The sequence below is a fragment of the Pseudomonas yamanorum genome, from assembly GCF_013386765.1.
GTDB classification, from domain to species: domain Bacteria; phylum Pseudomonadota; class Gammaproteobacteria; order Pseudomonadales; family Pseudomonadaceae; genus Aquipseudomonas; species Aquipseudomonas yamanorum_A.
The window spans coordinates 1-25,848 of sequence record NZ_JACARE010000021.1 but is presented as its reverse complement, the minus strand read 5'-3'; the positions used below and the strand labels follow the sequence as shown (position 1 = coordinate 25,848).

19 protein-coding genes and 1 pseudogene are annotated in these 25,848 nt (G+C 60.4%); 10 read left to right on the top strand and 10 right to left on the bottom strand.

All coding sequences use genetic code 11. The features are described 5' to 3' along the window. Positions 1 to 7 precede the first annotated feature (7 nt). Positions 8 to 1,246, bottom strand: coding sequence for an MFS transporter (locus HX875_RS17390; RefSeq protein WP_177044236.1), 1,239 nt, complete (start codon positions 1,244 to 1,246; stop codon positions 8 to 10). 308 nt (positions 1,247 to 1,554) lie between these two features. Between HX875_RS17390 and HX875_RS17385 the strand changes: the two are divergent. Both HX875_RS17385 and HX875_RS17380 read left to right on the top strand, forming a co-directional pair. Then, positions 1,555 to 1,737, top strand: a pseudogene (locus HX875_RS17385) (SAM-dependent methyltransferase); the annotation flags it as partial. 550 nt (positions 1,738 to 2,287) lie between these two features. Beyond that, entirely contained in the window at positions 2,288 to 3,631 is a 1,344-nt protein-coding gene (locus tag HX875_RS17380; protein ID WP_177044113.1) for an LPS O-antigen chain length determinant protein WzzB, read from the top strand. 110 nt (positions 3,632 to 3,741) lie between these two features. Here the strand turns inward: HX875_RS17380 and HX875_RS17375 are convergent, their stop codons facing one another. Next, a complete protein-coding gene (locus HX875_RS17375) occupies positions 3,742 to 3,993 on the bottom strand; it encodes a hypothetical protein (RefSeq protein ID WP_177044097.1) in 252 nt (83 codons plus the stop codon). Here HX875_RS17375 and lpxO point away from each other — a divergent pair. Then, positions 3,895 to 4,794, top strand: coding sequence for a lipid A hydroxylase LpxO (lpxO, locus tag HX875_RS17370; RefSeq protein ID WP_177044112.1), 900 nt, complete (start codon positions 3,895 to 3,897; stop codon positions 4,792 to 4,794). The genes HX875_RS17375 and lpxO overlap by 99 nt on opposite strands. Before the next feature lie 18 nt (positions 4,795 to 4,812). Here lpxO and ligD read toward each other — a convergent pair whose 3' ends face one another. Further along, positions 4,813 to 7,311, bottom strand: a complete 2,499-nt coding sequence (gene ligD, locus HX875_RS17365) for a DNA ligase D (protein WP_177044111.1) — start codon at positions 7,309 to 7,311, stop codon at positions 4,813 to 4,815. 11 nt (positions 7,312 to 7,322) lie between these two features. Beyond that, positions 7,323 to 8,159: a non-homologous end joining protein Ku gene (gene ku, locus HX875_RS17360; protein ID WP_177044110.1), complete on the bottom strand. Its 837-nt coding sequence runs from the start codon at positions 8,157 to 8,159 to the stop codon at positions 7,323 to 7,325. Between the two features lie 198 nt (positions 8,160 to 8,357). On the opposite strand from ku, the gene HX875_RS17355 reads away from it, so the two are divergent. Then, complete coding sequence (locus HX875_RS17355) at positions 8,358 to 8,678, top strand: hypothetical protein (RefSeq protein WP_177044109.1); 321 nt, start codon at positions 8,358 to 8,360, stop codon at positions 8,676 to 8,678. A 30-nt stretch (positions 8,679 to 8,708) separates the two neighbouring features. Continuing rightward, positions 8,709 to 9,869, top strand: coding sequence for a PQQ-dependent sugar dehydrogenase (locus tag HX875_RS17350; RefSeq protein WP_177044108.1), 1,161 nt, complete (start codon positions 8,709 to 8,711; stop codon positions 9,867 to 9,869). A 122-nt stretch (positions 9,870 to 9,991) separates the two neighbouring features. Here the strand turns inward: HX875_RS17350 and HX875_RS17345 are convergent, their stop codons facing one another. Together HX875_RS17345 and HX875_RS17340 are read right to left on the bottom strand one after the other, a co-directional pair. Then, on the bottom strand, positions 9,992 to 10,471 hold the full coding sequence (locus HX875_RS17345) for a nuclear transport factor 2 family protein (protein ID WP_177044107.1): 480 nt from the start codon (positions 10,469 to 10,471) through the stop codon (positions 9,992 to 9,994). Positions 10,472 to 10,507: 36 nt separating this feature from the next. After that, complete coding sequence (locus HX875_RS17340; protein ID WP_177044106.1) at positions 10,508 to 11,059, bottom strand: TetR/AcrR family transcriptional regulator; 552 nt, start codon at positions 11,057 to 11,059, stop codon at positions 10,508 to 10,510. Between the two features lie 126 nt (positions 11,060 to 11,185). Between HX875_RS17340 and pssA the strand changes: the two genes are divergently transcribed. After that, the gene (gene pssA, locus HX875_RS17335) at positions 11,186 to 12,529 is read left to right on the top strand and encodes a CDP-diacylglycerol--serine O-phosphatidyltransferase (RefSeq protein WP_177044105.1); all 1,344 of its coding nucleotides are present in this window, start codon (positions 11,186 to 11,188) and stop codon (positions 12,527 to 12,529) included. A gap of 298 nt (positions 12,530 to 12,827) precedes the next feature. Beyond that, a complete protein-coding gene (locus HX875_RS17330) occupies positions 12,828 to 16,943 on the top strand; it encodes a hypothetical protein (protein ID WP_256348126.1) in 4,116 nt (1,371 codons plus the stop codon). A 60-nt stretch (positions 16,944 to 17,003) separates the two neighbouring features. Here HX875_RS17330 and efeO (HX875_RS17325) read toward each other — a convergent pair whose 3' ends face one another. The 4 genes from efeO (HX875_RS17325) to efeU are packed head-to-tail and all read right to left on the bottom strand — an operon-like array spanning position 17,004 to position 21,236. Continuing rightward, complete coding sequence (efeO, locus tag HX875_RS17325; protein WP_177044104.1) at positions 17,004 to 17,822, bottom strand: iron uptake system protein EfeO; 819 nt, start codon at positions 17,820 to 17,822, stop codon at positions 17,004 to 17,006. 27 nt (positions 17,823 to 17,849) lie between these two features. Next, positions 17,850 to 19,160, bottom strand: a complete 1,311-nt coding sequence (gene efeB, locus HX875_RS17320; protein ID WP_177044103.1) for an iron uptake transporter deferrochelatase/peroxidase subunit — start codon at positions 19,158 to 19,160, stop codon at positions 17,850 to 17,852. A gap of 14 nt (positions 19,161 to 19,174) precedes the next feature. After that, entirely contained in the window at positions 19,175 to 20,377 is a 1,203-nt protein-coding gene (efeO, locus tag HX875_RS17315) for an iron uptake system protein EfeO (protein WP_177044102.1), read from the bottom strand. Between the two features lie 10 nt (positions 20,378 to 20,387). Further along, entirely contained in the window at positions 20,388 to 21,236 is an 849-nt protein-coding gene (gene efeU / locus HX875_RS17310; RefSeq protein WP_177044101.1) for an iron uptake transporter permease EfeU, read from the bottom strand. A gap of 168 nt (positions 21,237 to 21,404) precedes the next feature. Here efeU and HX875_RS17305 point away from each other — a divergent pair, with 168 nt between their 5' ends. The 3 genes from HX875_RS17305 (at position 21,405) to HX875_RS17295 (ending at position 25,804) form a co-directional block, all read left to right on the top strand. Further along, complete coding sequence (locus tag HX875_RS17305; RefSeq protein ID WP_177044100.1) at positions 21,405 to 22,427, top strand: AraC family transcriptional regulator; 1,023 nt, start codon at positions 21,405 to 21,407, stop codon at positions 22,425 to 22,427. A 176-nt stretch (positions 22,428 to 22,603) separates the two neighbouring features. Next, positions 22,604 to 24,034, top strand: a complete 1,431-nt coding sequence (locus tag HX875_RS17300) for a glutamate decarboxylase (protein ID WP_177044099.1) — start codon at positions 22,604 to 22,606, stop codon at positions 24,032 to 24,034. 69 nt (positions 24,035 to 24,103) lie between these two features. Beyond that, positions 24,104 to 25,804 (top strand): aspartate:alanine exchanger family transporter, encoded by a 1,701-nt coding sequence (locus tag HX875_RS17295; RefSeq protein WP_177044098.1) that lies wholly within the window; start codon positions 24,104 to 24,106, stop codon positions 25,802 to 25,804. Positions 25,805 to 25,848 lie beyond the last annotated feature (44 nt).

The window sequence follows — 25,848 nt, the reverse complement described above, 5'->3', positions numbered from 1 at the left end:
GCATATGTCAGGCGGGAGTTGTATGGCGCTGCAAGGATGGATTCACCCGGGTCTCCGGCATTGCCACCCACAACAAGCCCAACGCGACGGCGGCCACACCCGCCAGGGTCAGGAAAGCGGCGTTGTATCCAGCCCACTGCACCACGAAACCCGCCAGGCTGCTGCTCAGCGCAGCCCCGAGGCCGAATGCCGTGGACAGCGCCCCCAGGCTCACATTGAAACGCCCGGTGCCCTGGGTGAGGTCTTTGACAATCACCGGAAACAGCGCACCAAAAACCCCGGCCCCGACGCCGTCGAGCATCTGTACTGCCACCAGCCAATAGGGATCATTGGACAGCGTATACAGCACGCCCCGCAGTGGCAGAATCATGAAGCCGGCCAGCAGCAGCGGCTTGCGCCCCCACACATCGGCTTTCACCCCCACCAGCCAGGCCACCGGCACCATCACCAGCTGCGCCGCAACAATGCAGGCCGAGGTCAGCGGGGTGGCCATTTGCAGGTTGATCTGCGCCAGCTTCTGGCTGACCAGCGGCAACATGGCGGCATTGGCCAGGTGAAACAGTGCGCAGCAGATGGCGAACAGCAGCAATGGCCTGTTGGCCAGTAGCACCGCGATCCCCGACGGCTGTTCATGTTCGGCGCTGTGGGACGGGTCGAAGCCCCGTGCCACCTCGTGGTCGATCGCCTCGGCCGACACGCAGCTGACCGCGATCACGCTGGCCACCGCCATGACCGCCATCAAGTAGAACACCGCCACCGGGCCAAACAGGTAGGCAAACCCGCCGGCGAGGAGGGCGGCCACCGCGTTACCGGCGTGGTTGAACGTTTCATTGCGGCCGGTGCGGCGGGTGAAGGCCCGCGGCCCGGTGATGCCAAGGGAAATCGCCGAGATGGCGGGTGCGAACACCGAAGCTGCTGCCGCGCTGGCCGCCTGGGTCAGCGCCACCAGGCTGAAGGAGCTGACGAAGGGCAGGAGCAGGCAACTGGCGGTCACCAAAAGGGCTGCGATCACGATCACTGCGCGCTTGCTGCGGGTTCGGTCAATCAAGGCGCCGGCTGGCGTCTGGGTGAGCAGGGCGGCGATGCCGGCGAGGGTCATCACCACGCCGATACTGGCGGGGTCCCAGTGATGCACGGCCAGCAGATAAATCGCCAGGTAAGGTCCCAGCCCGTCACGCACGTCGGCCAGGAAGAAGTTCAGGCTGTCCAGGGACAAGGTGTTGCGCAGGTCAGAGCGAGTGGCCATGGCACAGTCTTCAAGGGCGAGGTCGGTAGCGATAGTGACCCATGGCATGAACGTATAGTTCTGCCGTGGGCGTCACGCGCCCACGGCGGCGCAAGCACAAACATTTACAAAGTGGAGCCAATTGCATCGAAAAATAGCGCTGGCGGAGGTTTTTTCAGGGGATTTTATTGTTAACAGTTGAACATCCCATAAGCCTGGCTTATTTTCCGTCCGTTCGCCCTACAGCGAAGGCTCTTTACCGGTTCAGGGATGGCGAGGCTTTTGGTGTAGGGCGAACTTCTTTTGTCGCAATGACTAAAAAGTTTGCCTCCTACTGGTTTGTGCACACATGGGGAGAGATCGTCAGCGGTGCCATCGCCGCCGGGTTGCAGATCAGCCATCTGCAGGAGTTCGCGCACTCCAATCGCGAGGAACTCTACGACCAGTATGAACACCAGCCCGCGCAACTGCCGCTGTGCTACACCCTGACTGCCATCAAGCGCCCGGCGTGACTGGCTGGCTGCAAGGCCGGCAACCTGTTCTTGCGACATAGTTTTCACATGGCCTTCACTTATCGACCTGTAGGGTGAAGGCTACCTACTCCAGTGAATACCTTGGCCCGCCCTCATCGCGGGCTTTTTTTTGCCTGCCCGGCAGCCTTTAAATTTCTTTTTTGGTTAAGAAATGACCAGTCAAGGTCAAGGGTTAACCCTGTCTGAAGGACTAACTGAAACGATTTTGTGAGAATTGTCTGAATTCTCAAAGCTGCGTACGAGATTTCCTAATAATCACGCGTATTTAGCGCTATTTTGTAGCCCGCTTCGGACACCATTCTTTACAAGCTGGTCTACGCTCAGCGCATCGGGAATGACATCTAAGTATCTGAACGAAAACAATCTCTACTCGTGTGGGACTTTTCCGGGTCTGGGGTGGTCCGATGACACATCTACAGACCGTGTGTGTTGGGTGTACAGGGCGTTGTCCCTGTTTTGCGCATGGTTATTCAGTATTTCACGAACATGTGCGGCCGTTGACTGTCGACTTTTTTAAGGTGTATCAGTTTTGAATAAAACTCCTCGGCTCCAAGCTCATGCGGCATCGGACGAAATTGATCTGTTTGAAGTGTTTCACGGTATCTGGCGGCAAAAAAAGGTGGTGCTGGGATGTACGATTCTGGCGGGTGTCCTGGGAGTTGGGTACGCATTTCTGGCACCGCGGGAATATCAGGTCAGCAGTGTGCTGCGTCCCGCCGCCATCAACGAACTGGATGCACTGAACCGCTCCGAAGTCTATAAGCTGCCCCCGGCCGACGCCCTGAACAAAGTGGGGGCACAGCTGGATTCCTACGAAGCTCGCCTGGGGTTCTTTAAAACCCACGAGGACCTGTTCAAGGCGGTCCAGAAGCCTGGGCAAAGCCTGGAGCAGAGTTTTGAAGAGTTCAACCGAAACTCCATCAATCTGAGCCTGCCTGATCCTAAAAAAGCCGACTCCCTGAGCAACTATATCCGGCTTGAGTTGCAGTACCCCAGAGACATTGACGGGGTGGCGATTCTCAACGGTTTTGTGGATTACGCCATTGATTCGGAACGTGCCCAAGTCGGCGCTGACCTGAAGGTGATCGTCAATAACCGCTTGAACGAACTCAAGGGCAAGATTGACGCGGCGCGTTCCAATTACGAAACCGATAAGGAGTCCAAGATTGCCAAGCTGCTTGAAGCGGATCGGCTCAAGCGGGCCCAGTTGGAGGACGAGTTGGTTGCCCTGCGCCTGCAGATGAAAATCGAGAGAACGGATCGACTGGCAGAGCTGGCTGAGGCCATTTCCATTGCCAAATCGATGGGCATCAAGACACCGACTACCCCCTCCTCGATGGCGGACGCCTCGCGTAGCGGCTCGAATCAAGTGATGCGCACTGAGGTCAATAATCAGAAAATCCCGCTGTACTTTTTGGGTACAGAGGCGCTTGAGGCGGAGCGCACGGCCCTGCAGGCGCGCACCAACGATGACTTTACCAACAGTCGCATTGCGGAGATTGGTAAGGAGTTACAGATGCTGCAGGTCAACCGCGAAGTGGAAGTACTGAAAAAGCGCGGGAATGAAGACATTTTCTTGCAGGATGTTGAACCATTACGAGCGGAAGTCGCGCGGTTACGCGGCCTCAATATCGACATGAGCTCCCTGAAACTGGTCACTATCGACCGACGTGCCCAGGAGCCGCTCAGCCCGATCAAGCCTAAAAAAACCCTGGTTATCCTGCTGAGCCTGGTTGCGGGATTGATGGTGGGTGTGTTGATAGCGCTGGGCCGTCATTTCATCTCGACACGCCGTGAAGCTGTGGCTTATTCGCTGCAGGACGACAATCGGTTTTCCCAGCGTCCACGCAAGGATGGCGAACCGCATATTTAACACCCACCGCCCTCGGGCTTGCCGTCTGGCAAGCCCGCTCCCGCGCTGTCCAGCACACTCAATGGACACCTTTTCACAATTCTTGATTAACCTTTGGTTACAAAGTGTGGCTAAAATAGCTGCCAATGGCCATGATCCGGATTGTCACCCAGCCGGTCATGTTGCCTGTTTTTGAATTGTGATTTCAGGTGCTGCATCTTCAATCCTCGGCCGTCGTGGGCACGCAGGAGCAGCCTGTTCTCTTCTGACTTGTGACGAATACCTTGAAACTCATCATTGTTGCTCTCTACGTTTTGTCCATTGCGTATGTTCACCTGCGTGGCCGGGTGCGACACAAGCTGGGCCGCCAGCTCAGCGATCACTCGACCTTCCTGGCTCCGGTGAATTGCTTTCTCTACCTCTTCTCCAAACTGCCCAGCCGACCGTACTTGTCTCCCAGCGACTTTCCAGACCTGAGCCCGTTGCAGGAGCACTGGGAAGAAATTCGCCAGGAAGGCCAGAACCTGCTGCGCGCCGGCGAGATCAAGCGCTCCGACCAATACAACGACGTGGGTTTCAATTCGTTCTTCAAGACGGGCTGGAAGCGCTTCTATTTGAAATGGTACGGCGACAGCCATCCTTCGGCGATGAAGCTGTGCCCGCGCACCACCGAACTGGTGCAAAGCATCGGGACGATCAAGGCTGCGATGTTTGCCGAGCTGCCGCCGGGTTCCAAGCTGGTGCGCCATCGTGACCCGTACGCCGGCTCCTACCGTTATCACCTGGGCCTGGACACTCCGAATGACCCGGGCTGCTACATCAACGTCGACGGTGAAAACTACTACTGGCGCGACGGCGAAGCGGTGATGTTTGACGAGACGTTCATCCACTACGCCGAAAACACCACGCAGCAGAACCGCATCATTCTGTTCTGCGACATCGAGCGTCCGATGAAGTACCGCTGGGCGGCCGCCTTCAACCGCTGGTTCAGCCGCAACGTGATGGCCGCCGCCGGGTCGCCCAACGATGCCGGTGACAAGACCGGTGGCCTGAACCGTGCCTTTACCCGCCTGTACAAGATCCGCCTGCGGGGCAAGGAACTGAAGAAGCGCAACCGTACGCGTTATTACCTGGAAAAGTGGGCGATCTTCGCCGGCCTGGCGTTGATCTTCATCCTGATCTGAATCGGGCGGCAGCGCGCATCAACCTGGCGGATGCGCGCCCAGCTTGTCCCACATCTTCTTGCTGATCTTCTGCCGGTTGGCGTAACCCGCCCACGGATCCTTCTTCAAACCCTGCAAGCGTTCATGCAGATTGGCCACCGTCCATTGCTGGGCACCCTGCAAACTTTTCAACTCATCACGACTTACTGGCACCGACACCGGCAGGCCTGGCCGTGCCCGCACCGAATAGGCGGCTACCGTACTGGCGCCACGGGCGTTGCGCAGGTAGTCGATGAAGATCTTGCCGACGCGATTTTTCGGGCCTGACGTTGCAGTAAAACGCTCCGGCAGTTGTTCTGTCATGAACTGGGCGATCGCTTTGGCAAAGGCCTTTACCGTTTCCCAGTTGTCCCGGCGCGCCAGTGGCACCACCAGATGCAGGCCTTTGCCGCCGCTGGTCTTGACGAAGGCTTCAAGCCCCAACTCGTCCAGCACCGACAGGGTCAACTGGGCCGCTTCGAGCATGCTTTTCCACGGCAGTGCCGGGTCGGGGTCGAGGTCGAGTACAAACAGGTCCGGGGTTTCGATCTTGTCGGTGGTGGCGCCCCAGGTGTGCAGCTCTACGGTACCCATTTGTACGGCGCCGATCAGCGCGGCCGGGCTGTCGATTTCCATCAGCCGTGCATGGCCCGGGTCCAGGGCCTGGTCCAGTTGCTTGATATTCGGGATCGCCAGGCGCTCGGAGTGTTTCTGGAAAAACTGTTCGCCGGCAATGCCTTCAGGCGCCCTCAGCAGGGACACGGGACGGTTGCGCAAATACGGCAGGATCCACTCGCTGATCCCTTCATAGAACTGTGCCAGTTGCAGTTTTTGTGTACCGCTTTGGGTGTCGATCACCCGATCCGGGTGGGTGATCTTGACCCCGGCCGCTGCGCTGGCTTCAGCTGCCTTTTTGCGTGGTTTTTCCTTCAGCGACTTGGCCGATCGCGGCTGCTCATGAACAATCTGCGCGACCGGCTTGTCGGTGCGCAGCCCAACAAATGCCGCCTGGCGCACCACGCCCTCACGGGTCCATTCGGCAAATTGCACTTCGCCAACCAGTTGCGGTTCGACCCAATGCACGCCACGGGCCTGGGCGCTCGTCAGCGGCTTGGCCAGCGGTGAAGCATCGCGCTCCAGCGCCTTCAATTGTTCACTGATCTTCTTCAACGCGGCTTGATCAAACCCCGTGCCCACGCGCCCGGCATACACCAGGCCCGTGTCGTCGTTGACTGCCAGCAGCAACGCGCCAAACCCGCTGCGTGAACCTTGTGGGCGAGTGAACCCGACGATCACGAATTCCTGGCGCAGCCGGCACTTGAGCTTGATCCAGTCCGGGCTGCGCTTGGACACGTACGGGCTGCCGGCGCGTTTGCCGATCACGCCTTCCAGGGCCAGGTCACAGGCGCTTTCGAAGATATCCCGCTGGTTGGCGGCGAATGATTCGGAGAAGCGCAGCAACTTGCTTTTGCTGCGGTTCAATACGTCTTTCAGTGCGGCACGGCGAGTTTCGACGGCGGCTTCGCGCTGGTCGCGACCTTCCAGGAACGGCGCATCAAACAGGTAATAGACGATGTCCAGGCTGCGGCCAATATCAAAGGCGTTTTGCAACGCCTGGAAATCCGGCAACCCCTCCGCGTTCAGGCTGACGACCTCGCCATCCAGCCAGCTGTCCTTGAGTTTCAGTGCTTCCAGGGCCTTGGCCTGGCGTGGCAGGCGATCGGTCCAGTCATGGCCATTGCGGGTGAACAGCCGGACCTCGCCGCCGCGAATGCGCGCCAGGATCCGATAGCCGTCGAACTTGATCTCGTACACCCAGTCCCCGTCAGGCGCATGGTCCACCAGGGTCGCCAGCTGTGGCGCGAACTGGTCGGGCAGGGCGGCTGAAGATTTGCGCGTGGTTTTCTTCGCGGCGACGGTGTTTTTCTCGCGGCCCACCGTGGCGTCACTCAGTACGCTTTTAGGTTCGGCCAGCACCACATCGTAGTCAGCCACCGGGCGTGCCTGCTGATCGTTTTCCTTGATCAACAGCCACTGTTCCTTGTCGCCGCTGCCCTTGAGTCGCGTGCGCACCAGGGTCCAGTCGCCGGACAGCTTTTCGCCGATCAAGGTGAATTTGAGCTTGCCTGCGGCGTAGGCTTTGCGCGGGTCGTCGTGGGGCTGCCACACGCCGCGGTCCCACACGATCACATCGCCGGCGCCGTATTGGCCGGCGGGAATACTGCCTTCGAAACTGCCGTAGCCCAAGGGGTGGTCTTCCACATGCACGGCCAGGCGCTTCTGGCTCGGGTCGAGGCTCGGACCCTTGGGCACCGCCCAGCTTTTGAGCACGCCATCGAGTTCCAGGCGAAAATCGTAATGCAGGTTGCGCGCATCGTGCTTCTGAATCACGAACGACAGGGCCTGCGCCCGGTTCCGGCCGCGGGGCGCGCTGCCGGCGGGCTCTGCGGTGACTTCGAAGTCGCGCTTGGCGTTGTATTCACTCAGGGGCTTGGCCATGGCGGTCTACCTCATGAAGCCTTGCGGGGTTTTTTCGCGGCAGGTTTCTTCGCCGGGCTCTTGCCCGCCAGGCTGCGTTTGAGCAGCTCGGTCAGGTCAATCACATCGGCGGATTTACGTTCATCCACGCCTTCGCTGGACTCCACGTCTTCGATCTTGCCGGCCTTGGCCTTCTTCGCCACCAACGCCATGATCTTGTCCTGGAAGCTGTCGCGGTATTCGTCGGGCTGCCAGTCGGCGCTCATGTCTTCCACCAGCCGCTTGGCCATGTCCAGTTCGCCCTTGGCCAGGGTTGGCTTGGTCACGTCGCTGCCCAGTTCCAGCTCATCCAGGCCGCGCACCTCGGCGGGCCAGCGCAGCATCACCAGTACCAGGGCCGATTCCAGCGGCATCAGCGCCGCCAGGTGTTGCTTGGTGTGCAGCACCACGTTGGCCAGGGCGACCTTGCGGGTTTTCTTCAGGGTTTCCCGCAGCAGCGCGTAGACCTTGCCGCCACGCTTGTCGGGCGCCAGGAAGTAGGGCGTGTCGATGTTCTGCAAGGGAATTTGATCGCTGGCCACAAACGCGATGATTTCGATGGTCTGGGTGGATTTGGGGTGGGCCGAGCGGATTTCGTCTTCGCTGAGGATCACGTAGCGGCCTTTCTCGTAGGCCACGCCCTTGACGATGTTGTCCTTGGTGACTTCCTTGCCGGTGGCCTTGTTGACGCGCTTGTAACCCACCGGGTCCATGCTGCGCTTGTCCAGCCAGTCGAAGTCGACGCCTTGGGAAGACGTCGCCGAGACCAGCGACACCGGGATGTGTACCAAGCCGAAACTGATTGCGCCTTTCCAGATAGCCCGTGGCATGTCGGTTTTCCTGAGCGTGTGGGGGTCTTCAGGTGACACGGCGGGTTCGGCAAAAGTTTCCCTGGCCAGCCGGCTGGCAGCGGGGTTTCAGACAGATCGTGTTACACCTGATGAGAAACTATTTAGTTACCAAAGCCGAACCCTAGGCGTAGCGTGTTATCGAAAGCACGTACTCCTCGCGCCCAGAGAGGCTTTGTCATGAACACCCGTTTGCGTCACCTTGCCGTATTGGCGTTGGGCCTGGCCTTGAGCTCGTTGGCACAGGCGCAAAACCTGCCCGGCAGAAGCAACAACCCCTACAACGGCCCTATTCACCAGGCCAACCCCAACAGCATGCAGGGCACCCAGCCCAACGCACCCGCTGCGCGGGGCACCTACATTCCACCGGCGCAACGGCCACCCACCCTGCAAAACGGCGGCATCGGCAACAGCGTCCAGCGCCGCGACAGCGCGCAGACCCCGCCGGCCATCCAGCCCAAGGCTCCCACCCGCGATGCCAATGGCAATCGCGGCGATTGAGTGTGTCAACACGACAAGGAAACCCACCGTATGTTTCTACGCAAAACCCTTCTAGCGACCTTCTGTGCCGCCGCCTTGCTGCCCCTGGCGCTGCCCGTTTCGGCGGCCGACACCCAACAGTTCCCCAGTGAACAGGGGAGCATCACGGTCACTCCGATAGCCAAGGGCCTGGATCATCCGTGGGCGGTGGCGTTCCTGCCGGACAAGCAAGGCTTCCTGGTGACCGAGCGCCCCGGCAACCTGCGGTTTGTCAGCCCGGACGGCAAGCTGTCCGCGCCCCTGAGTGGCGTGCCGAAGGTGTTTGCCAAAGGGCAGGGCGGTTTGCTGGATGTGGTGCTGTCGCCCGACTTCAAAGAGGACCGCCTGGTGTACCTGTCTTACGCCGAAGGCGGCGGCAAGAATGGCACCGCCGGCACGGCAGTCGGGCGTGGGCGCTTGAGCGATGACCTCAGCGGCCTGCAGGATTTCAAGGTGATCCTGCGCCAGGAGCCGAAGCTGTCCACAGGTAATCACTTCGGCTCGCGGCTGGTGTTTGACCGTGACGGTTACCTGTTCGTGACCCTGGGGGAAAACAACGATCGCCCCACCGCCCAGGACCTGGACAAGCTGCAAGGCAAGGTGGTGCGGATCTTCCCTGACGGTCGTGTACCGGAAGACAACCCCTTCGTCGGCCAGGAAGGTGTAAGGCCGGAAATCTGGTCCTACGGCCAGCGTAACCCCCAAGGCGCTGCACTCAACCCGTGGAGCGGCACGCTGTGGGAGAACGAACATGGTCCGCGCGGCGGGGATGAAATCAACATCATCGAGCGTGGCAAAAACTACGGCTGGCCGCTGGCAACCCATGGCATCAACTATTCCCTGACGCCGATTCCCGAGGCCAAGGGCAAGACCGTCGAGGGCACCGTCCCGCCGCACCACGTGTGGGAGAAATCACCGGGCGTGAGTGGCATGGCGTTCTACGATGCGGACCGTTTCAAGGCCTGGCAGCACAACGTGTTTATTGGTGCACTGGTCAGCCAGGAGTTGATTCGCTTGCAGTTCGATGGTGACAAGGTCATCCACGAAGAGCGTCTGCTGGGCGGGTTGAAAGCGCGGATCCGCGATGTGCGCCAGGGACCGGATGGTTACCTGTATGTGCTGACGGATGAAGACAACGGTGTGTTGTATCGGGTGGGCCTTAACCAGGACTGACGTAGACCACCGGGGTTGTGTGGGAGCTGGCTTGCCTGCGATGGCATCAACTGGGTGTGCCTGATACACCGAGGTGCCTGCATCGCAGGCAAGCCAGCTCCCACAGGTGAGTCGCGTCAGGTTTACAGTCCCAGCTGCGACAACCCCGGATGCTCATCCGGGCGCCGCCCCAACGGCCAGTGGAACTTGCGCTCGCTTTCCTTGATCGGCAGGTCGTTGATGCAGGCAAACCGGTTCGCCATCAAGCCGTTCTCGTCAAACTCCCAGTTCTCGTTGCCGTAGGAGCGGAACCAGTTGCCGGAGTCGTCATGCCATTCATAGGCATAACGCACGGCGATTCGGTTGCCGGTAAACGCCCACAACTCCTTGATCAACCGATAATCCAGTTCCTTGGCCCATTTGCGGGTCAGGAAGCCCTTGGCTTCTTCGCGGTTGTGGGCGAACTCGGCGCGGTTGCGCCATTGGGTATCCAGGGTATACGCCAGGGATACCCGTTGTGGGTCACGGGAGTTCCAGCCGTCTTCGGCCAGGCGAACCTTTTCAATCGCCGATTCACGGGTAAACGGCGGCAGCGGCGGGCGTATTTCAGGGTTGGAGGACATGGGACGGCTCCTGGGCAGGTTCAAATAAAAGTTGGGTCAAAGTGCCAATAAGGTTCGCGCCATGGATTGCGCACTATCGGCAGCGGTGGTGTCGCCCATCACCAGGGCAACGGTAATGGCGCCATCAATCAGGATCAGCAGGTGCGCGGCCTGGCGTTCCGGGTCGGGGGTGCCATGTGCTTGACACAGTTCGAGGAGGTAATCGAACAGTTTGTGTTTATGGGCCTTGGCCAGCAGGCGTACCGGGTCTTGCGGGTCGCCGGTTTCGCCGCTGGTGTTGATGAAGGCGCAGCCGCGAAAGTCGGCAGAGCCAAACCAGGTCGTCAGCGCGCTGAACACACCCAACAGGCGCTCGCCGGTGGTGGCGTGGCGGTCCACGTCGGTGCGCAGCCAGTGCATCCAGCGCTCGTCGCGGCGCTGCAAGGCGGCGATCACCAGTTCGTCCTTGTTGGCAAAGTAGCGGTAGACGCTCTTTCTGGAGACGCCGGCGGTTTTCACCAGAAGATCCATGCCGGTGGCAGCAATGCCGTGGCGGTAGATCAACTTTTCGGTGACGTCGAGGATAATGTCGCGAGTGATATCGTTCATGCAAACTACAGTAGAACGATCGTTCTCCTTGGTCAATTAATTATTTTTTACCCGCGGGCGGGAAGACCTGAGCCAGCCCATGGTGTAAGCTCTCGAGTCCTTCGGATTCGACCCATTGCGAGCCCTATGCCGTCGTTATTCAAACGCTCCCTGTTGCCCAAGCTGCGCGGTTTTCCCCTTACGCCCGAGGCTATCGAGGTGCTGTCCGGCGCCGCGCAATACCGTCGTTGCCTGCTGGAGAAAATTTCCCAGGCCACCCAGCGTATCTACATCGTGGCGTTGTACCTGCAGCAGGATGAGGCCGGGCAAGAGATCTACGACGCGCTGCACGCCGCCAAGGCCGCGCGGCCCGGGCTGGACATCGTGGTGGTGGTTGACTCGCTGCGGGCCCAGCGCGGTTTGATCGGAGCCGGCAAGCAACCGGGCAACAGCGCCTGGTACCAGGCCATGACCCAGTCCCACAGCACCGAAGTACCGGTGTATGGCGTACCGGTGCAAACCCGCGAGCTGTTCGGCGTGTTGCACCTCAAGGGCTTTGTGATCGATGACAGCGTGCTGTACAGCGGCGCCAGCCTGAACAATGTGTACCTGCACAAGTTCGACAAATACCGTTATGACCGTTACCACCTGATCCACAACAAGGCCCTGGCCGACTCGATGCAGCACCTGGTGGAGCACGGCCTGGTGGCCGCCAAGGCGGTGCACCGCCTGGACCTGCCCAACCCGCCGACCACCCGCAGCCTGCGCAACGACATCGGCGACCTGCGCAGCCGCCTGAAACACGCGGTGTACGACACCACGGCGGGGCAGTTGCCCAACGGCAACCTGTCGGTGAGCCCATTGTTGGGCGTGTGCAAGAACAACCCCCTGAGCCGCGTGATCTGCGAGCTGATCGCCAGTGCCCAGCACCAACTGACCATCTGCACCCCCTACTTCAACCTGCCGCTGCCGGTCACGCGGGAAATCAACCGCGCCCTGGCGCGCGGGGTGAAGATCGACATCATCGTGGGCGACAAGACCGCCAACGACTTCTACATCCCGCCGAGCGAGCCGTTCAAGGTCATCGCGGCGTTGCCGTATCTCTACGAAATCAGCCTGCGACGCTTTGCCAAGCGCCACCAGCGCATGATCGACAGCGGCCAACTCAACCTGCACCTGTGGCGCGACGGCGACAACACCTACCACCTCAAGGGCATGTGGGTCGATCAGCGCTACACCTTGCTGACCGGCAACAACCTCAACCCGCGCGCGTTTCGCCTCGACCTGGAAAATGCCTTGCTGATCGACGATCCGAAGGGTGAGTGGGTGGGGCCACGGCGTACCGAACTGGCGGAGATTTTCCAGCACACCTCGCGTATCGAACGCTATCAGCAGTTGCAAACCCTGGTGGACTACCCGACGGCCGTCGGCAAGTTTTTGCGGAGGGTCAGCCGGGTGCGGATCGAGCGGTTGTTGTATCGGATCCTGTAGCATTCTGTTGTCTTGACGGCTCTGATTAAGCATCTGCTTATACAGCGGATGGGCTCGACCTCTTACTCTTCCGGTTGACTGTTCTTAAGGACAAGAACTCTTGCGATCTCAACCGTGAAGAGAACTTAGAATGTCGCCAGTTAATGCAAACCGTATGTCCACACCTGCCTATGTTCCGGCAGGCGTCAATAGCAACGCACAACCCCTTGCTCCCCCGGTTTCGTCAGTGCCGCCGAGTACGTCGGACGGGATTGAACGCTTGCCGCTTACTGTCGTACCACGCCAGCGGGGTGGGCGCTTGCAGCAAGCCTTGCTTGACCAGGTCGCGGTCGGTGCAGGGCTTGCAGCTCCAGGTTTTCCAGCGCCCGCCGACGCGATAAAAGCGGACGAGCGCCTGCAGAAAAACCTGACCCACTGGCTGAAGACCGGCCGGCTTCGCCACCACCCCATTCCTCAAAACTCCTCGATCAAACCCTTCGCTGACGCCTTCACTGAAGCGGCGCAGGCACCACATGTGCAGGCCTGGTTCAAGTCCAAGGGCCTGGATCTATCGACCGTGCGGGTGTTCAGCGATCGAGTTGAAGGCATGGTGGAGGTCGACGGAAAACAGCAAGCGCAAAAGTTTACTGCTACCGACGGATCCGGCTGGGGCGGAGTCAGCGCTCAAGTCAGTAACGCGGTGAATAAGCTGTCTGCTGAAGGGGTTTTACTGCCAGACGAGAACGGAGAATTTCGTCACGTCAATGTGATCCTTGGTTTTTACGGGGTGACTCCGCCCGGCGATACCAAAGACGGACCGCAACTTGGCAAGCAGCTTGAAAAGGATGGCTGGCCGACGATACCCGATGAAAAGCGCGTTGCGTGGCGCCGTCAGTACGGACAGCTCGTGGGGGCAAACGCCGATATCGCGCAGCAGAACAACCTGCTTCAGTGGCTTGCAACCGGTACTGCGCCAAACAAGCCACTGCCCAATGATGCGGCCATTACGCCTTTTATCAAGATGTACAAGGAGGCGATTAACGAGCCGGCGCTTCGGGCCTGGATCAAATCCGCTGGCCTCACGCCGTCCAGTGTGCAGATATTCAGCGACTCTGTTGTTGGCACAGTGCTGCGCGATGGTACGCAAACCTCAATGCGTTTCAGCACTACCGACGGTTCCGGTTGGGGGCTGGTCAGCGCAAGGGTGAGCGCCTTGCAAAAGATCCTTTCGCCCAATGACCTCGGTATGTCCATCGATATCGGTACGACCCCGCAAGTTATTTCGCGCAACGTGCAGCTGGACTTTTACGGGGTCAGGCAACCGCGGACTGAGCAGGCTGCCCCCCAATTGGGCGCTCGGCTCAAGCGGGATGGCTGGCCAAAAAAATCCCAGGCGCAGCGCAGTGAGTGGGCGGAGCAATCCAAACGACAGAAGCAGGTACGGGACGACAACGCCGTGCGCGCATTCCTGTCGTTTCAACTGCAATCTCTGCTGGAGGGTAAGCAGGAGGATGACACCCTGGAACTGGATAAGCTGATCGTGGTGGCGGGGCCAGCTTCTACCTTGGCTCAGCGCAGTAAGCAGCCCCGTGAACGATTGCTTCAGTTCCTTGGGTCACCGGCGTTCAAGGCTTTTTTGGATAAGGCAGGCCTTGAAGAGCCGGCAAGGGCTAAATACAGGCTATCGGAGGGCGAGCTGCAGCAGAGCAACGGCGCCGCTCAATGGGTCTCGCTACAACGGTATTTCGACGACGAAGTCGAAAAAGTATCGGCAGCCGGCAGCGCCGAGCAGCAACAGGCGGCACGCACGATGAAGTCGGAATTCGATCAGTTGGTCATGCTGAGTAACGAAACCGGGAATGCGCTGTACTCCACCCCCATTTATGACGCCCGCCAGGCCCTGAAACACTACGCCCTTGACGTCCCGCAGACCGCCGGCAAACTGCGCGCGACGCTGGAGTTGCTCGGCAATCAATTCCCGCCGCCGCCGTTGGCAGGTAACTACGCAGGCATGACGCCCTATGGGCAGGCCCCGGGAGCACTGCCTGCCCAGGCGAAGGCAAAGCTCAAAGGTTTCTCGACGCAGGCCATGGCGCTGTTCAAGGACTTTTCCCCGGCGCCGTCGGGCGTGCAGTCCTATCCTGACCCGGACCGTCAGCTCGCGGCCTTTTTTGATTCGCCAAAGGCGATCATGTTGGCTGAAAAAATCGCCAAGGCCCTCAAGCTTTTTGCCGTGGCGGATGGTCAAGCGCTTCCGCGGGCGGAGCGCTATCAGCTCCTGGCGACCGCCCTCAAGCTCAGTGTCAACGGCCCGCTGCCTGGCCTCCCCGGGACCGTCGCCGGTTACGAGGTTTATCAGCCGGGCAACTTGGGCCGCACGCTCAAGGAGGTGCGGGCCGACGTCGAAAAGCATCTGGAAAGCAAACGTGTCGACCCTAAGGTCTCAGCCTTGATGGCCCATTTATATCTGGCCCAGTCGGCACCGGAGATGCTGATCAAAATCGACCCGGCGGTGGCGGCCGATACTCACCCGCTACTTAACCAGAACCCCGAAAATATCAAGGTCGGCTCCACGGGCTGGATGAACATGCGCGTGGCCTGTGCAATGGCAAGTGATTCGCGGCTGGAATTCAAGCAAGCCATGGCGCTTGTGCGTCTGGATGCCCCGGGACCTAACCAGGAGATGTTGATCAAGAGTATGGGGCGCCAGCCCCTGCTGGACTGGGGCGCCATGTCGGGCCTGTACCCTGCGACCCGGGATCGACAATATTCCGAGGAGAACTATCAGGCCGCATCGCAGGTGTTTATCCAACGGGAAACGCAGACACGCGAAGCGTTGGACACCTTGATGAGCGAGCCGCCCACCCAAACCAGCCTGCTGGTCAAGCAACTGGCGCTGCTGTTTCCGGAGATGACCGAGGAAGAAATTCGCAACATAAAGCTGGCGGGGCATCCTGATCTGGGCAATGCCGCAGGCCCGCATATTGCCGGTCCATACGAGCACACCCCGAAGTTATTGACCGATGTCATCCTGTTGAATCAGGCGGAACGTCTTCCGCTGCTTGGTCGTGAAGACAGTTGGACGCTCGGAGTGACCATCCATCCCAACGTTCCCCTGGAGACCTTCAAAGAGCGCCTCAAGCAACTGCCGATGATCGAGCCACTGGTCGCGCCCGCTGTGGACAAATACATTGCCGACACCCGGGCCGCCCATGCCACTACGTTAAAACTGATGTTCGCTCAGCTACCCCTGAAACAGCGCACGGAGTTGGAGTCCTCCGAGGAGATCCAGTTTTATACCTTGCGCAAAGAAACTGGAGACGACATAGAGGAGGATAAACGGCAGGCCTCGACGATCGAAAAAAGCAAGGGTGCCCAAGGCCTTTTGATGCGCTTTAAAATGAGGGAACTCGGGCCCAGGTATGAGTTTTACGAGGTTTTTCCCAATTCAATGACGATGGTTCATCGCCCCGACTTGCCCAATGATTTGAAAGTGGGCGGTACGATTACGGAGGTTTTTGAACCCTACGGACGCTATTTAGAATCAAAAGGAAAATTCCACCAGGGAACGACGTTGCCGTTTGATTTCGAGGCCTATAGCTCAGGGGCCGCGCCACGCCCAGACGCGAAATCGGAGCTGATCCTTGAACCGCACGGAGAACCTTTGCAGGGCACAGCGAACGACCCTGGCCAGATACCCGACACCTTCGCTTCTTCCACCGTATCAGCAGTGGTGGAGAAGTTGCTGGCCCATAGCTTTGACGGCAACCGTGATGCACGGATCGCCCATGCCAACCAGCCGACAGCACTGCACAGGGCCGTCTTCCCCAACACGCCCCCGATATTCAGCGCCGAGAATGGTCGCTTGATACTGGGCTTGATCCCGTTTGTGGGTGCAATTGCCGATTTGGTGGAAGGCAAGATAGCGTCCGGATTGCAGGGCTTAGTGATTGATGTCGCGTCGTTTTTGGCTACCGGCGGGCTGGCGGGGCTGAAAACGGTGGGCACGGGTTTGAAAATGTTGATTCCGTTCAGCAGCAAGCCATTCACTGTGGCTGGCCTCAAAGCGGGCGGCACATTTGTTCGCGGTCTACTCAATCCGCTGGAAAACCTCCCCAGCATTCTGCGCGCGGGGCCGAAGCTGGTGAACGGGGTGAAAAAAGTGATCACCGGGCAAACCGTTAAACTGGGAGGGGACATCTACATGCCAGCGAAGATGCACGAGCAGTGGCGGTGGAGCGTAGGAGCGGCGGAGGCGGCGTTGGCCTCAGGTCCAGGCCGCAGGGCGGGCCAATGGCCGGGAGCCCGTAAGGGCTTCAGTGCAAACCGGGAGGTGGATGCGGTTCAGAAGAACGGCTCGTGGTACGAGATCAACCCTATGAGTCATAGGCCCGAAGGCGCGCCACTTGAGCAATTCACACCCAAGTTGAGCTGAGGTTTGAAGCCCCGGGCGTTCGGCCGCTGCTGAGAGCGGCACGAACCCCCGGGAGGTAAATCAGTTCAAGCCCAACTTGCCACGCAGGGTCGACAGGTCTTCAGCCAGGGTATTAACCGGACCAACCAGGGCTTTACGGTCAGCTTCCTTGACCTTGTCGTAGGTCTCGAAACCGCCATCCTTGGTTTTGTACTTGGCCAGGATCTTGTCTACAGCCGCGAAGTTCTTGTCGACTTTGGCGACGAACGCCTTGTCTTGCTTCTCGATCTGCGGACGGAACAGGTCGACGATTTTCTTCGCGCCGTCGATGTTGCCCTGGAAGTCATACAGGTCGGTGTGGCTGTAACGGTCTTCTTCACCGGAGATCTTGGTCGCGGCCACTTCTTCAAGCAGGGCGGCAGCACCACCGACGACTTTTTCCGGCGGGAAGGTCAGGCCATCCACACGGGTTTTCAGGTCCAGCACGTCACTGTTGAGCTTGTCTGCCAGGGCGTCCAGGCCTTTGGTGGTGTTCTCGGAGAACAGGGTGTACTCGATGCGGTGGAAGCCGGTGAAGTCTTCGGCTTTCACGCCTTTTTCGTGGTCGTCTACACGGGAGTCGATGGACGCGTCGAGGTCGCTGAACAGCTCGGCGATCGGCTCGATGGACTCATAGTGAACGCGGGTTGGCGCGTACAGCTTCTTGGCGGTCGCCAGGTCGCCTTTTTTCACGGCGTCGGTGAACGCCTGAGTCTGGGTGACCAGTTCACCGATTTCTTCGGTGACATAGATTTTGTAGTCCGACACCGGCCCTACCAGGTCCAGCGGCGCGGTGGCGGCGAAGGCGGCCAACGGCGAAAGGCTCATTAACAACGACAATGCGAGAGACGACTTCTTCATGGGACGATTTCCGCTCTGGGGTTTGTTTTAGGTTTTGGCAGTGGTTTGTGGATGTGTCGCATCAAGCAGCGTGCGCCCGATAAAATCCTGGGGCCCGGTGACGCCTGGCAAGGTGAAGAAATAACCGCCGCCGACCGGCTTCAGGTATTCCTCCAGGGGCTCGCCGTTGAGCCGGGTTTGCACGCTGATAAAGCCTTTCTCCAGGTCAGCCTGGTAGCAGATGAACAACAGCCCCATGTCCAGCTGACCGTTTTTATTGACGCCGTTGGAGTAGTTGAACGGCCGGCGCAGGATCAGGTTGGCCTGGGTCTGTGCAGTACGTGGGTTGGCCAGGCGGATGTGGGCATCGAGCTTGGTCAATTTGCCTTCCGGGTCCTTGCTGTAGTCCGGGACCTGGGTTTCTTTCTGGCCGTCCATGGGCGCGCCACTGGTCTTGATCCGGCCAATGATGCTTTCTTGCTCTTGCAGGGGCGTACGGTCCCAGCGCTCGACGAAGTTGCGGATAATCCGCACCGCCTGGTAGCTGCCATTGGCGGCCCAGGCCGGTTCGTCGCTGCCGGGTTGAACCCACACAATCTGATCCATCGCCTTGTTGTCGTTGGAATTCGGGTTGGCCGAACCGTCACGAAAACCGAGGAAGTTGCGGGCGCTCTGTGCCGGCTCGCCGGGGCGGGCAGGGGCCTGGGGCGGCACGCTGCCTTCCTGTTTCCAGCGCACCAGCAGCAGGTCCGGCAGGTTCTTCACGATGTCGCGCAGGGCGTGAATATTGGTGTCCGGGGTGTTGGAGCTGAACTGCAGGCTCAGGTCGCCGTGGCACTGCGCCGGTTCCAGCGCATCGTTGGGGAAACCGACCATGCGAATCAGGCGCTTGGGCTTGGCCGCGGCCAGGCCGAAACGCTCGTCGAACAGCGATTCGCCCACCGATACAGTGATGGTCAGGTTGTCCGGCGTCACCACCGGGCCGAGGATCCCGGAATCGGTGGGTGGCAGTTTCGGATCGACTTGCACCACGGTGCCGCCGGTCATCAGGAACGCAATGCGCTCGTTCAGGGTGCGAAACAGGCGCTCCAGGTCTTCGCGGTCGCTGGCCAGCACATCGAACGACACCAGCATGCCGCAGGCCGGGCGCGGGGTGACGATGCCGGTCTGGTGCTTGCCATGGTAATCGTGGTGGTCCTGGGTCTTTTCACTGCTTGGGGCGGTGGTGACTTGTGCAGTCGCCGACGCGGCCGCCATCGCCGGGCAGCTCAGGCTGCTACCGGCAATCGCGGCGCCAGTGGCGGCCATGCCCAGCAATACACGACGACGCTGGGAAGAAAATTGTTCTGAATCACTCATGTCTACGGTCGTCTTCACTTCAGGCCGGAAAGGCCAAGGGCGGGGTCGATTCCATCGAGTGCGGCGGCCAGAGCCTTGGCCTTGTCGGCGATCTGCTTGCGCTGATCGGCCGTAACGCTGTCATACGTGGCGTAGCGGCCATCGACTTTCAAACCGTTAAGTTCGGCGTCGAGGGCGGTGATCGCACTGTCGATGCCGGGCAGCAGTTGCTCGGCAGATTTGGTCAGCAGTGGGCGCATCAGGTCGACCACCTTGCGGGCGGCGTCCAGGTTGGCGGCGAACCCGTTGAGGTCGATATGGCTGTAGCGTTCTTCCTCACCGCTGGCGGCGCGTACGTCGGCCAGGCTGTTGAGGTTGCGCACCACAATGCTCACCAGTTGCTCCGGTGGCAGCGACTGGGCCAGCAGCTGTTGCTTGAGGCTGGTGACGTCGGTCACCAGACGCTGGGCAATCGGGGCCAGGCCGTCGAGGTTGCGTTGCTGGAACAGGCCGTATTCCAGGCGGTGGAAGCCGCTGAAGGCCGGGTCTTGCTCGCGTTTTTCAAAGTAATCGGCGCGGGCGTTGATCGCGTTGTCCAGTTCCGCCAGGCGCTGCGAGGCCGGGGCCAGGCGCTGGTAAGCCTCACGGGCCGGCACGTACAGCGCCTGAGCCTGGGCAAGGTCGCCGGCTTCGATGGCCTGGTCAAGCGCGGTAACCGCCTTGACCAGGGCGCTGCCCTGGCTGCTCAGGTACACGCGAAATTCCGACAGCGGGCCGATAAACGCCACCATCGATGGCTTGGCCTTGGCTTGGGCATCCGACTCGGCGGTTGGCGTGACCTTCAAGGTGCCGCGCGGGTTGCTCAACAGGCCGCAGGTGATCTGGTAGTCGCCGGGCAGCAGGTTGGCGTTGATCACCTGGCTCAGGCCCGGAGCGATGTTTTCGCGCTCTTCGACCACCAGCACGCCGTCGAGGATCTCCCATTCCACGGCACGGTCCGAGCGGTTGATGATGCGGAAACTGGCGTGGCCGGCCGGCACCGTGAGCGCATTCGGCTCGCAGCTGTGGGCGTGGATGGTCACGGCGATTTCATTGTGGTTGGCCTGTCGCTTGGAGGCGGCCAGTTGCGAGGCGTAATAGAACAGGCCACCGGCGGCGATCATCACGACCACCGAGCCGCCCACCGCCCAGCGCAAGGCGCGGGAGGGCGGAGCCGGTTGAGGGGTTTGGTTGGACAAGAGGCGGTCCTTACTGGCTGGAAACGGAAGAAGTTGTGCGGGCGGCCGGCTTGCTCGGCGGCGCCGGCAAAAAGAACATCACCAGGGCCACTACCAGGTAAATCAGGTAGGCACCCAGGGTGCTCACGGTCGGGGCGTCCTGGTAGCCGAACATGCCGGCGAGCACCGAGCCCAACGGGCCATCCATCGGCAGCGTCGCGCTGAAATCGAACAACACGGTTTGCAGGTGGTTCCACACCCCGGCTTCGTGCAGGGCCTGTACCGAGTTGGCGAGGATGCCGGCGGCCACCACCAGGATGAACAAACCGGTCCAGCGGAAGAACGCACCGAGGTTCAGGCGCATGCTGCCGGTGTAGATCAGGAAGCCGACGATGATTGCCAGGATCAGGCCGAGCAGGGCGCCAATCGGCGCGCCCGGGCCTTCGCTTTGCTGGAACACGGCCAGCAGGAAAAACACGGTTTCGAGGCCTTCACGGGCCACGGCAAAAAACACCATGGCGATCAGCGCGGTGACCTGGTGCTTGGAGCCGGCCAAGGCATGATCAAGGGATTCATGCAGGGAATGCTTGATGGAGCGCGCTACCTTGCGCATCCAGAACACCATGGAGCTGAGAATGCCCACGGCCACCAGGCCGACGATGCCTTCAAACAGTTCCTGTTGCTTTTGCGGGAATTCGGCACTGACCAGTTCCAGGCCGCCCCCCACCAGCAGCGCCAGGGCGGCTGCCAGAAAGACGCCGATCCACACTGCGGGCATGTACTGGCCACGGCCAGTCTGCTTGAGATAGCTGGCAATAATGCCAACGATCAAGGCGGCTTCTATGCCTTCGCGCAGCATGATTAAAAAGGGAACAAGCATTCGGCACCGAATCGTCACTAGATAGGAGGCTAAGTTGTAACATAATGATACTCATTGCTAAACAGGAAATGTTGACCTTTACTGAACGTTGACTGAACGGTGGTGGCAAACCGCAACCGCCACTAGAATGCGCGGCAACGTTCCAGTCACCGGATTGCGCCATTCCCCATGTCGGAAAAAGACACGATTTCCATCCAGCTGGTCCGCGAAGCCCTGTTGCAGAGCTGCGCACCGGGTGCGGCGACCGATGAAGTATTGACCAAGGTCGGGATCAGTCCCGCGCTGCTGGGCCAGCCAAATGCACGCGTTCCGGCCACGGCTTATGCGCGTTTGTGGCGCTTGCTGGCGCGGCGCATGGACGATGAATTTTTCGGCATGGACCCGCGCAAGCTCAAGTCCGGCAGCCTGGAGTTCCTTTGCCGCGTCTCCATGGCCCAGCCGACGCTTGCCACCGCACTGGAAACCGGCCTTGGCTTTCTGTCGCTGATGCTCGAGCGCATGCCGGCGCAACTGGTGCGCCAGCAGAGCCTGGCAGAAATCGTATTGCTGGAGCCTGAGCCCAAACCCAAGCGAGCCTTCACCTATTTTGCCTATTGGATGATCGTCCACGGTGTCGCCTGCTGGCTGGCCGGGCGGCGTATCCCGATCCTGGCGATTGAACTGCGCTGCCCACAGCCGGACTTCTGTGACGACTATCAGGTGATGTTCTCCGACAACCTGCGCTTCGACCGGCCCCGCACCCGGATGATTTTCTCCGCCGACTGCCTCGACCTGCCGATCAAGCGCAGTCCGGAAGAACTCAAGCGCTTCCTGGCCCATGCGCCTGCCAACATCCTGGTCAAATACCGCGACCCCGACAGCCTCGCCACCCGCATCAAGGCCGACCTTCGGCAAATGCCCGCCGACACCTGGCCGGAAACCGAAGGCCTGGCGGCGTCCCTGTGCATCTCGGCCTCGACCCTGCGCCGGCGCCTGGCAGAAGAAGGGCAGACCTACCAGGGCCTCAAGGACAGTGTGCGCAAGGAACTGGCGATCGTATGGCTGGCCGACGCCGACATCAGCTTCGCCGAGATCGCCACCCGCCTGGGGTTTGCCGACGCCAGCTCGTTCTACAAGGCGTTTCGCAAGTGGTCGGGCTCCAACCCCGGGCACTATCGCAGCTTGATACTGAACGAAGCGCTGAGCCAATAGGTCACTGCCAGGCTGGACTGCTTATCCACGATTTTGATGATCTGGGTCACTTTCCTGTGCCGCAGTGCGTGTGATATTCGGCGCCACCGCTCCATCGTTCGTTTCCTGACGCAGCCTGATCGGCGTTTGTCGCGATCAACGTCTACGCCATTTCCCTCATCCAAGAGCAGGATTTCATGGCACTTCACAGAACCGTAGAGACCCAGGACCAAGCCATCGAAGACGTCTATTCGAGTGGCTCCGCCCAGCACAAACTCCCCAAATATCGCCTCCCGGACCACTCGACCACACCGTCGGCGGCCTACAACCTGGTGCGCGACGAGCTGCTGCTGGACGGCAACTCCCGGCAAAACCTGGCGACCTTCTGCACCACCTGGGTCGAGCCCGAAGTGCAGCAGTTGATGGCCGATGCCCTCGACAAGAACATGATCGACAAGGATGAATACCCGCAGACGGCCGAAATCGAAAACCGTTGCGTGCACATCATTGCCGACCTGTGGCACGCGCCGAAGTCCTGGCAAACCGTCGGCTGTTCCACCACCGGCTCCAGCGAGGCGGCGATGCTCGGTGGCCTGGCCCTCAAGTGGAGCTGGAAGAAGCGCCGCGAAGCCGCAGGCTTGCCCACCGACAAACCAAACTTCGTGTGTGGCCCGGTGCAGATTTGCTGGAAGAAATTCGCCCGCTACTTCGACGTGGAAATTCGCGAAGTGCCATTGCGCGGCGATGCATTGGGCCTGCGCCCGGCCGACCTGCGGGAATATTGCGACGAAAACACCATCGGTGTGGTGGCGACCCTGGGCGTGACCTTTACCGGGATCTACGAACCGGTGGCCGCGCTGGCGGCCGAGCTGGATTCGATGCAACGTGACCTGGGCCTGGACATCCCGATCCATGTCGACGCCGCCAGCGGCGGGTTTATCGCCCCGTTCATCCAGCAGGAACTGCAATGGGACTTCATGATCGAGCGTGTCAAATCGATCAATGCCTCGGGCCACAAGTACGGCCTGGCGCCGCTGGGCGTGGGCTGGGTGATCTGGCGCTCCACCGAAGACCTGCCGGAAGAGCTGATCTTCTACGTCGATTACCTGGGCGGCAACATGGCCACCTTTGCCCTCAACTTCAGCCGGCCGGGCGGTGAAATCATCGCCCAGTACTACAACTTCCTGCGGCTCGGGCGCGACGGCTACACCCGCATTCAACAAGCCTGTTCGGACACTGCGCAGTGGCTGGCGTCAGAGATCGTCAAGTTCGCCCCGCTGGAACTGGTGTACGACGGCAAGGACGGGCTGCCGGCGGTCTGCTACAAGCTCAAGGATGGCGTCGACCACGGTTTCAGCCTCTACGACCTGTCGGAGCGCGTGCGTATGCGCGGCTGGCAGATTGCGTCTTACCCGCTGCCGTCCGACCGCCAGAACATCGTGGTGCAGCGCATCCTGGTGCGCCATGGCGTGAGTCGCGACCTGGTGGCGCTGCTGCTTGATGACCTGCGCAAGGCCATCGCCTACTTGCAGAAAAACCCGGTGGAGCATTCCGACGCGGGCCCAAGTTTCAGCCATGGCGCCATTGCCGACCCGGTTACCCCGGCCGACACCCCGAACCTCGACTGAACGCCCTGAACACTCACCGGGCCTTGAGGCCCGGTGCCTTTAGCGTTTCATCGCCAGGTACGAATCATCGTGACTGCCTTCTTTACTTTCCTGCACGACAACCCTTACATCCTGCTGTTCCTGGTGGTTGGCCTGTCTGTCTGGGTCGGGCGTGGCACCATCAAGGGCTACGGCCTGGGCGCGGTGGCCGGAGCCATCGTGATCGGCTGCGCGATTGCGACCTGGGCGTCGTACTACGGCGTGCATTTCGAACTCGATAACTTCACCAAGAGCCTGTTTTATTACCTGTTCATGTACGGCGTCGGCCTGCGTGTGGGGCCTTCGTTCATCAACAGCCTCAAGGGCGATGGCCTGAAGTTCACCTTCCTGGCGATTCTGTCCTCGTTCCTCGGGCTGGGCATCGTGGTGCTGGGCGTACGCCTGTTATCGCTGCCGGTGGGTGCGGCGGGCGGGATTCTTGCCGGTTCGCAAACCATGTCGGCGGCCATAGGTTCCGCCGAACAGGCCATCACCTCGGGCGTGGTGCCACTGCCGCCGGGCACCACGGCGGCAGCGGCCACGGCGATGATCGCGCTGTCCTACGGCATCACTTATATCTGGGGCACGGTTGGCATCATCCTCATCTGCAAATACCTGCCGCGTTGGTGGGGTGTGGATGCGCGCAAGGCGGCCAAGCAATATGAAGTCGAGCACGGCGTGCCGAACGTCGATGATGCGGGGCTCAGCGGTTATCGACCGTTTGACCTGCGGGCTTATCGGCTGGTGAATCCTGAGCTGGCGGGGCAGAGCATCGCGCAGTTTCGCGAGCGGTTTGCGCTGTACCAGATTGAGAACGTCGAGCGCGGTGACCAGTTGCTGGGGGCCGATCCGACATTGGTGTTGCAACTGGGCGACGTAATTGCACTGGGTGGGAGCCTGGACGCACTGACCGATCACATGGGCCTGATCGGTCCGGAAGTGCCGGATGCCCGGGCGCTGAATATACCGCTGGATGAAGCGGTGATCCTGGTGACCCACAAGGATGCCGTGGGCAAGGCACTCAAGGAATTCAGCCAGTCGCCGATTGCCGGGCAGGTGCAATTGGTGGGGATTGAGCGGGGTGGGGCGCCGATTCCCGTGGGGTTGGAAACCCGTCTGCAACGCCTGGATGTGATGCACCTGATCGGCCTGCGCAGTGCTATCGACAAGGCCACGGTGTTGTTGGGCAAGGCGGGGCGGCCGAGTACCGCGACTGATTTGCTCACGTTGTCCCTGGGCATGGTGTTGGGCTTGCTGATCGGGCTGATTCAAGTGCCGGCGTTCGGTGCGGCGGTTGGGCTGGGGAATGCCGGTGGGTTGCTGGTGTCGGGGATTATTGTTTCGTCGCTGGTATCGCGGGTGCGGTTTTTTGGTAATACGCCGAACGCGGCACGCAACATCCTCGAGGACATGGGGCTGATTTTCTTTGTTGCGATTGTGGGGGTGAATGCGGGGGCGAATCTGGTTTCGCAGATCAGCGCGATTATTGCGTTGAAGATCTTTGTGCTGGGGTTTGTGGCGTGCACGATTCCGCCGTTTATTGTTTGGGCGGTGGGGTTTCATGTGTTCAAGATCAACCCGGCGATTCTCATGGGCGGGGTGGCGGGGGCGCGTAGTCATTCGGGGCCGGCGCGGGAGGCGGCCAAGGAGATTGACAGCACCGTGCCGTGGATCGGGTTTCCGGTGGCGTATGCGGTGTCGGGGATCTTGCTCACGGTGTTTGGGTATTTTGCCATGGTGCTTGCGCGGTAGCCGGTCTGCGTACATATCCGTTGTTTAGGTAACGGCGGCTTATG

What these genes read in the sequence shown, in the direction of transcription:
- HX875_RS17390 (WP_177044236.1), bottom strand. Translation starts at nt 1,246, where the DNA reads ATGGCCACTCGCTCTGACCTGCGCAACACCTTGTCCCTGGACAGCCTG.
- ligD (WP_177044111.1), bottom strand. Translation starts at nt 7,311, where the DNA reads ATGGCCAAGCCCCTGAGTGAATACAACGCCAAGCGCGACTTCGAAGTC.
- ku (WP_177044110.1), bottom strand. Translation starts at nt 8,159, where the DNA reads ATGCCACGGGCTATCTGGAAAGGCGCAATCAGTTTCGGCTTGGTACAC.
- HX875_RS17355 (WP_177044109.1), top strand. Translation starts at nt 8,358, where the DNA reads ATGAACACCCGTTTGCGTCACCTTGCCGTATTGGCGTTGGGCCTGGCC.
- HX875_RS17350 (WP_177044108.1), top strand. Translation starts at nt 8,709, where the DNA reads ATGTTTCTACGCAAAACCCTTCTAGCGACCTTCTGTGCCGCCGCCTTG.
- HX875_RS17345 (WP_177044107.1), bottom strand. Translation starts at nt 10,471, where the DNA reads ATGTCCTCCAACCCTGAAATACGCCCGCCGCTGCCGCCGTTTACCCGT.
- HX875_RS17340 (WP_177044106.1), bottom strand. Translation starts at nt 11,059, where the DNA reads ATGAACGATATCACTCGCGACATTATCCTCGACGTCACCGAAAAGTTG.
- pssA (WP_177044105.1), top strand. Translation starts at nt 11,186, where the DNA reads ATGCCGTCGTTATTCAAACGCTCCCTGTTGCCCAAGCTGCGCGGTTTT.
- efeO (WP_177044104.1), bottom strand. Translation starts at nt 17,822, where the DNA reads ATGAAGAAGTCGTCTCTCGCATTGTCGTTGTTAATGAGCCTTTCGCCG.
- efeB (WP_177044103.1), bottom strand. Translation starts at nt 19,160, where the DNA reads ATGAGTGATTCAGAACAATTTTCTTCCCAGCGTCGTCGTGTATTGCTG.
- efeU (WP_177044101.1), bottom strand. Translation starts at nt 21,236, where the DNA reads ATGCTTGTTCCCTTTTTAATCATGCTGCGCGAAGGCATAGAAGCCGCC.
- HX875_RS17305 (WP_177044100.1), top strand. Translation starts at nt 21,405, where the DNA reads ATGTCGGAAAAAGACACGATTTCCATCCAGCTGGTCCGCGAAGCCCTG.
- HX875_RS17300 (WP_177044099.1), top strand. Translation starts at nt 22,604, where the DNA reads ATGGCACTTCACAGAACCGTAGAGACCCAGGACCAAGCCATCGAAGAC.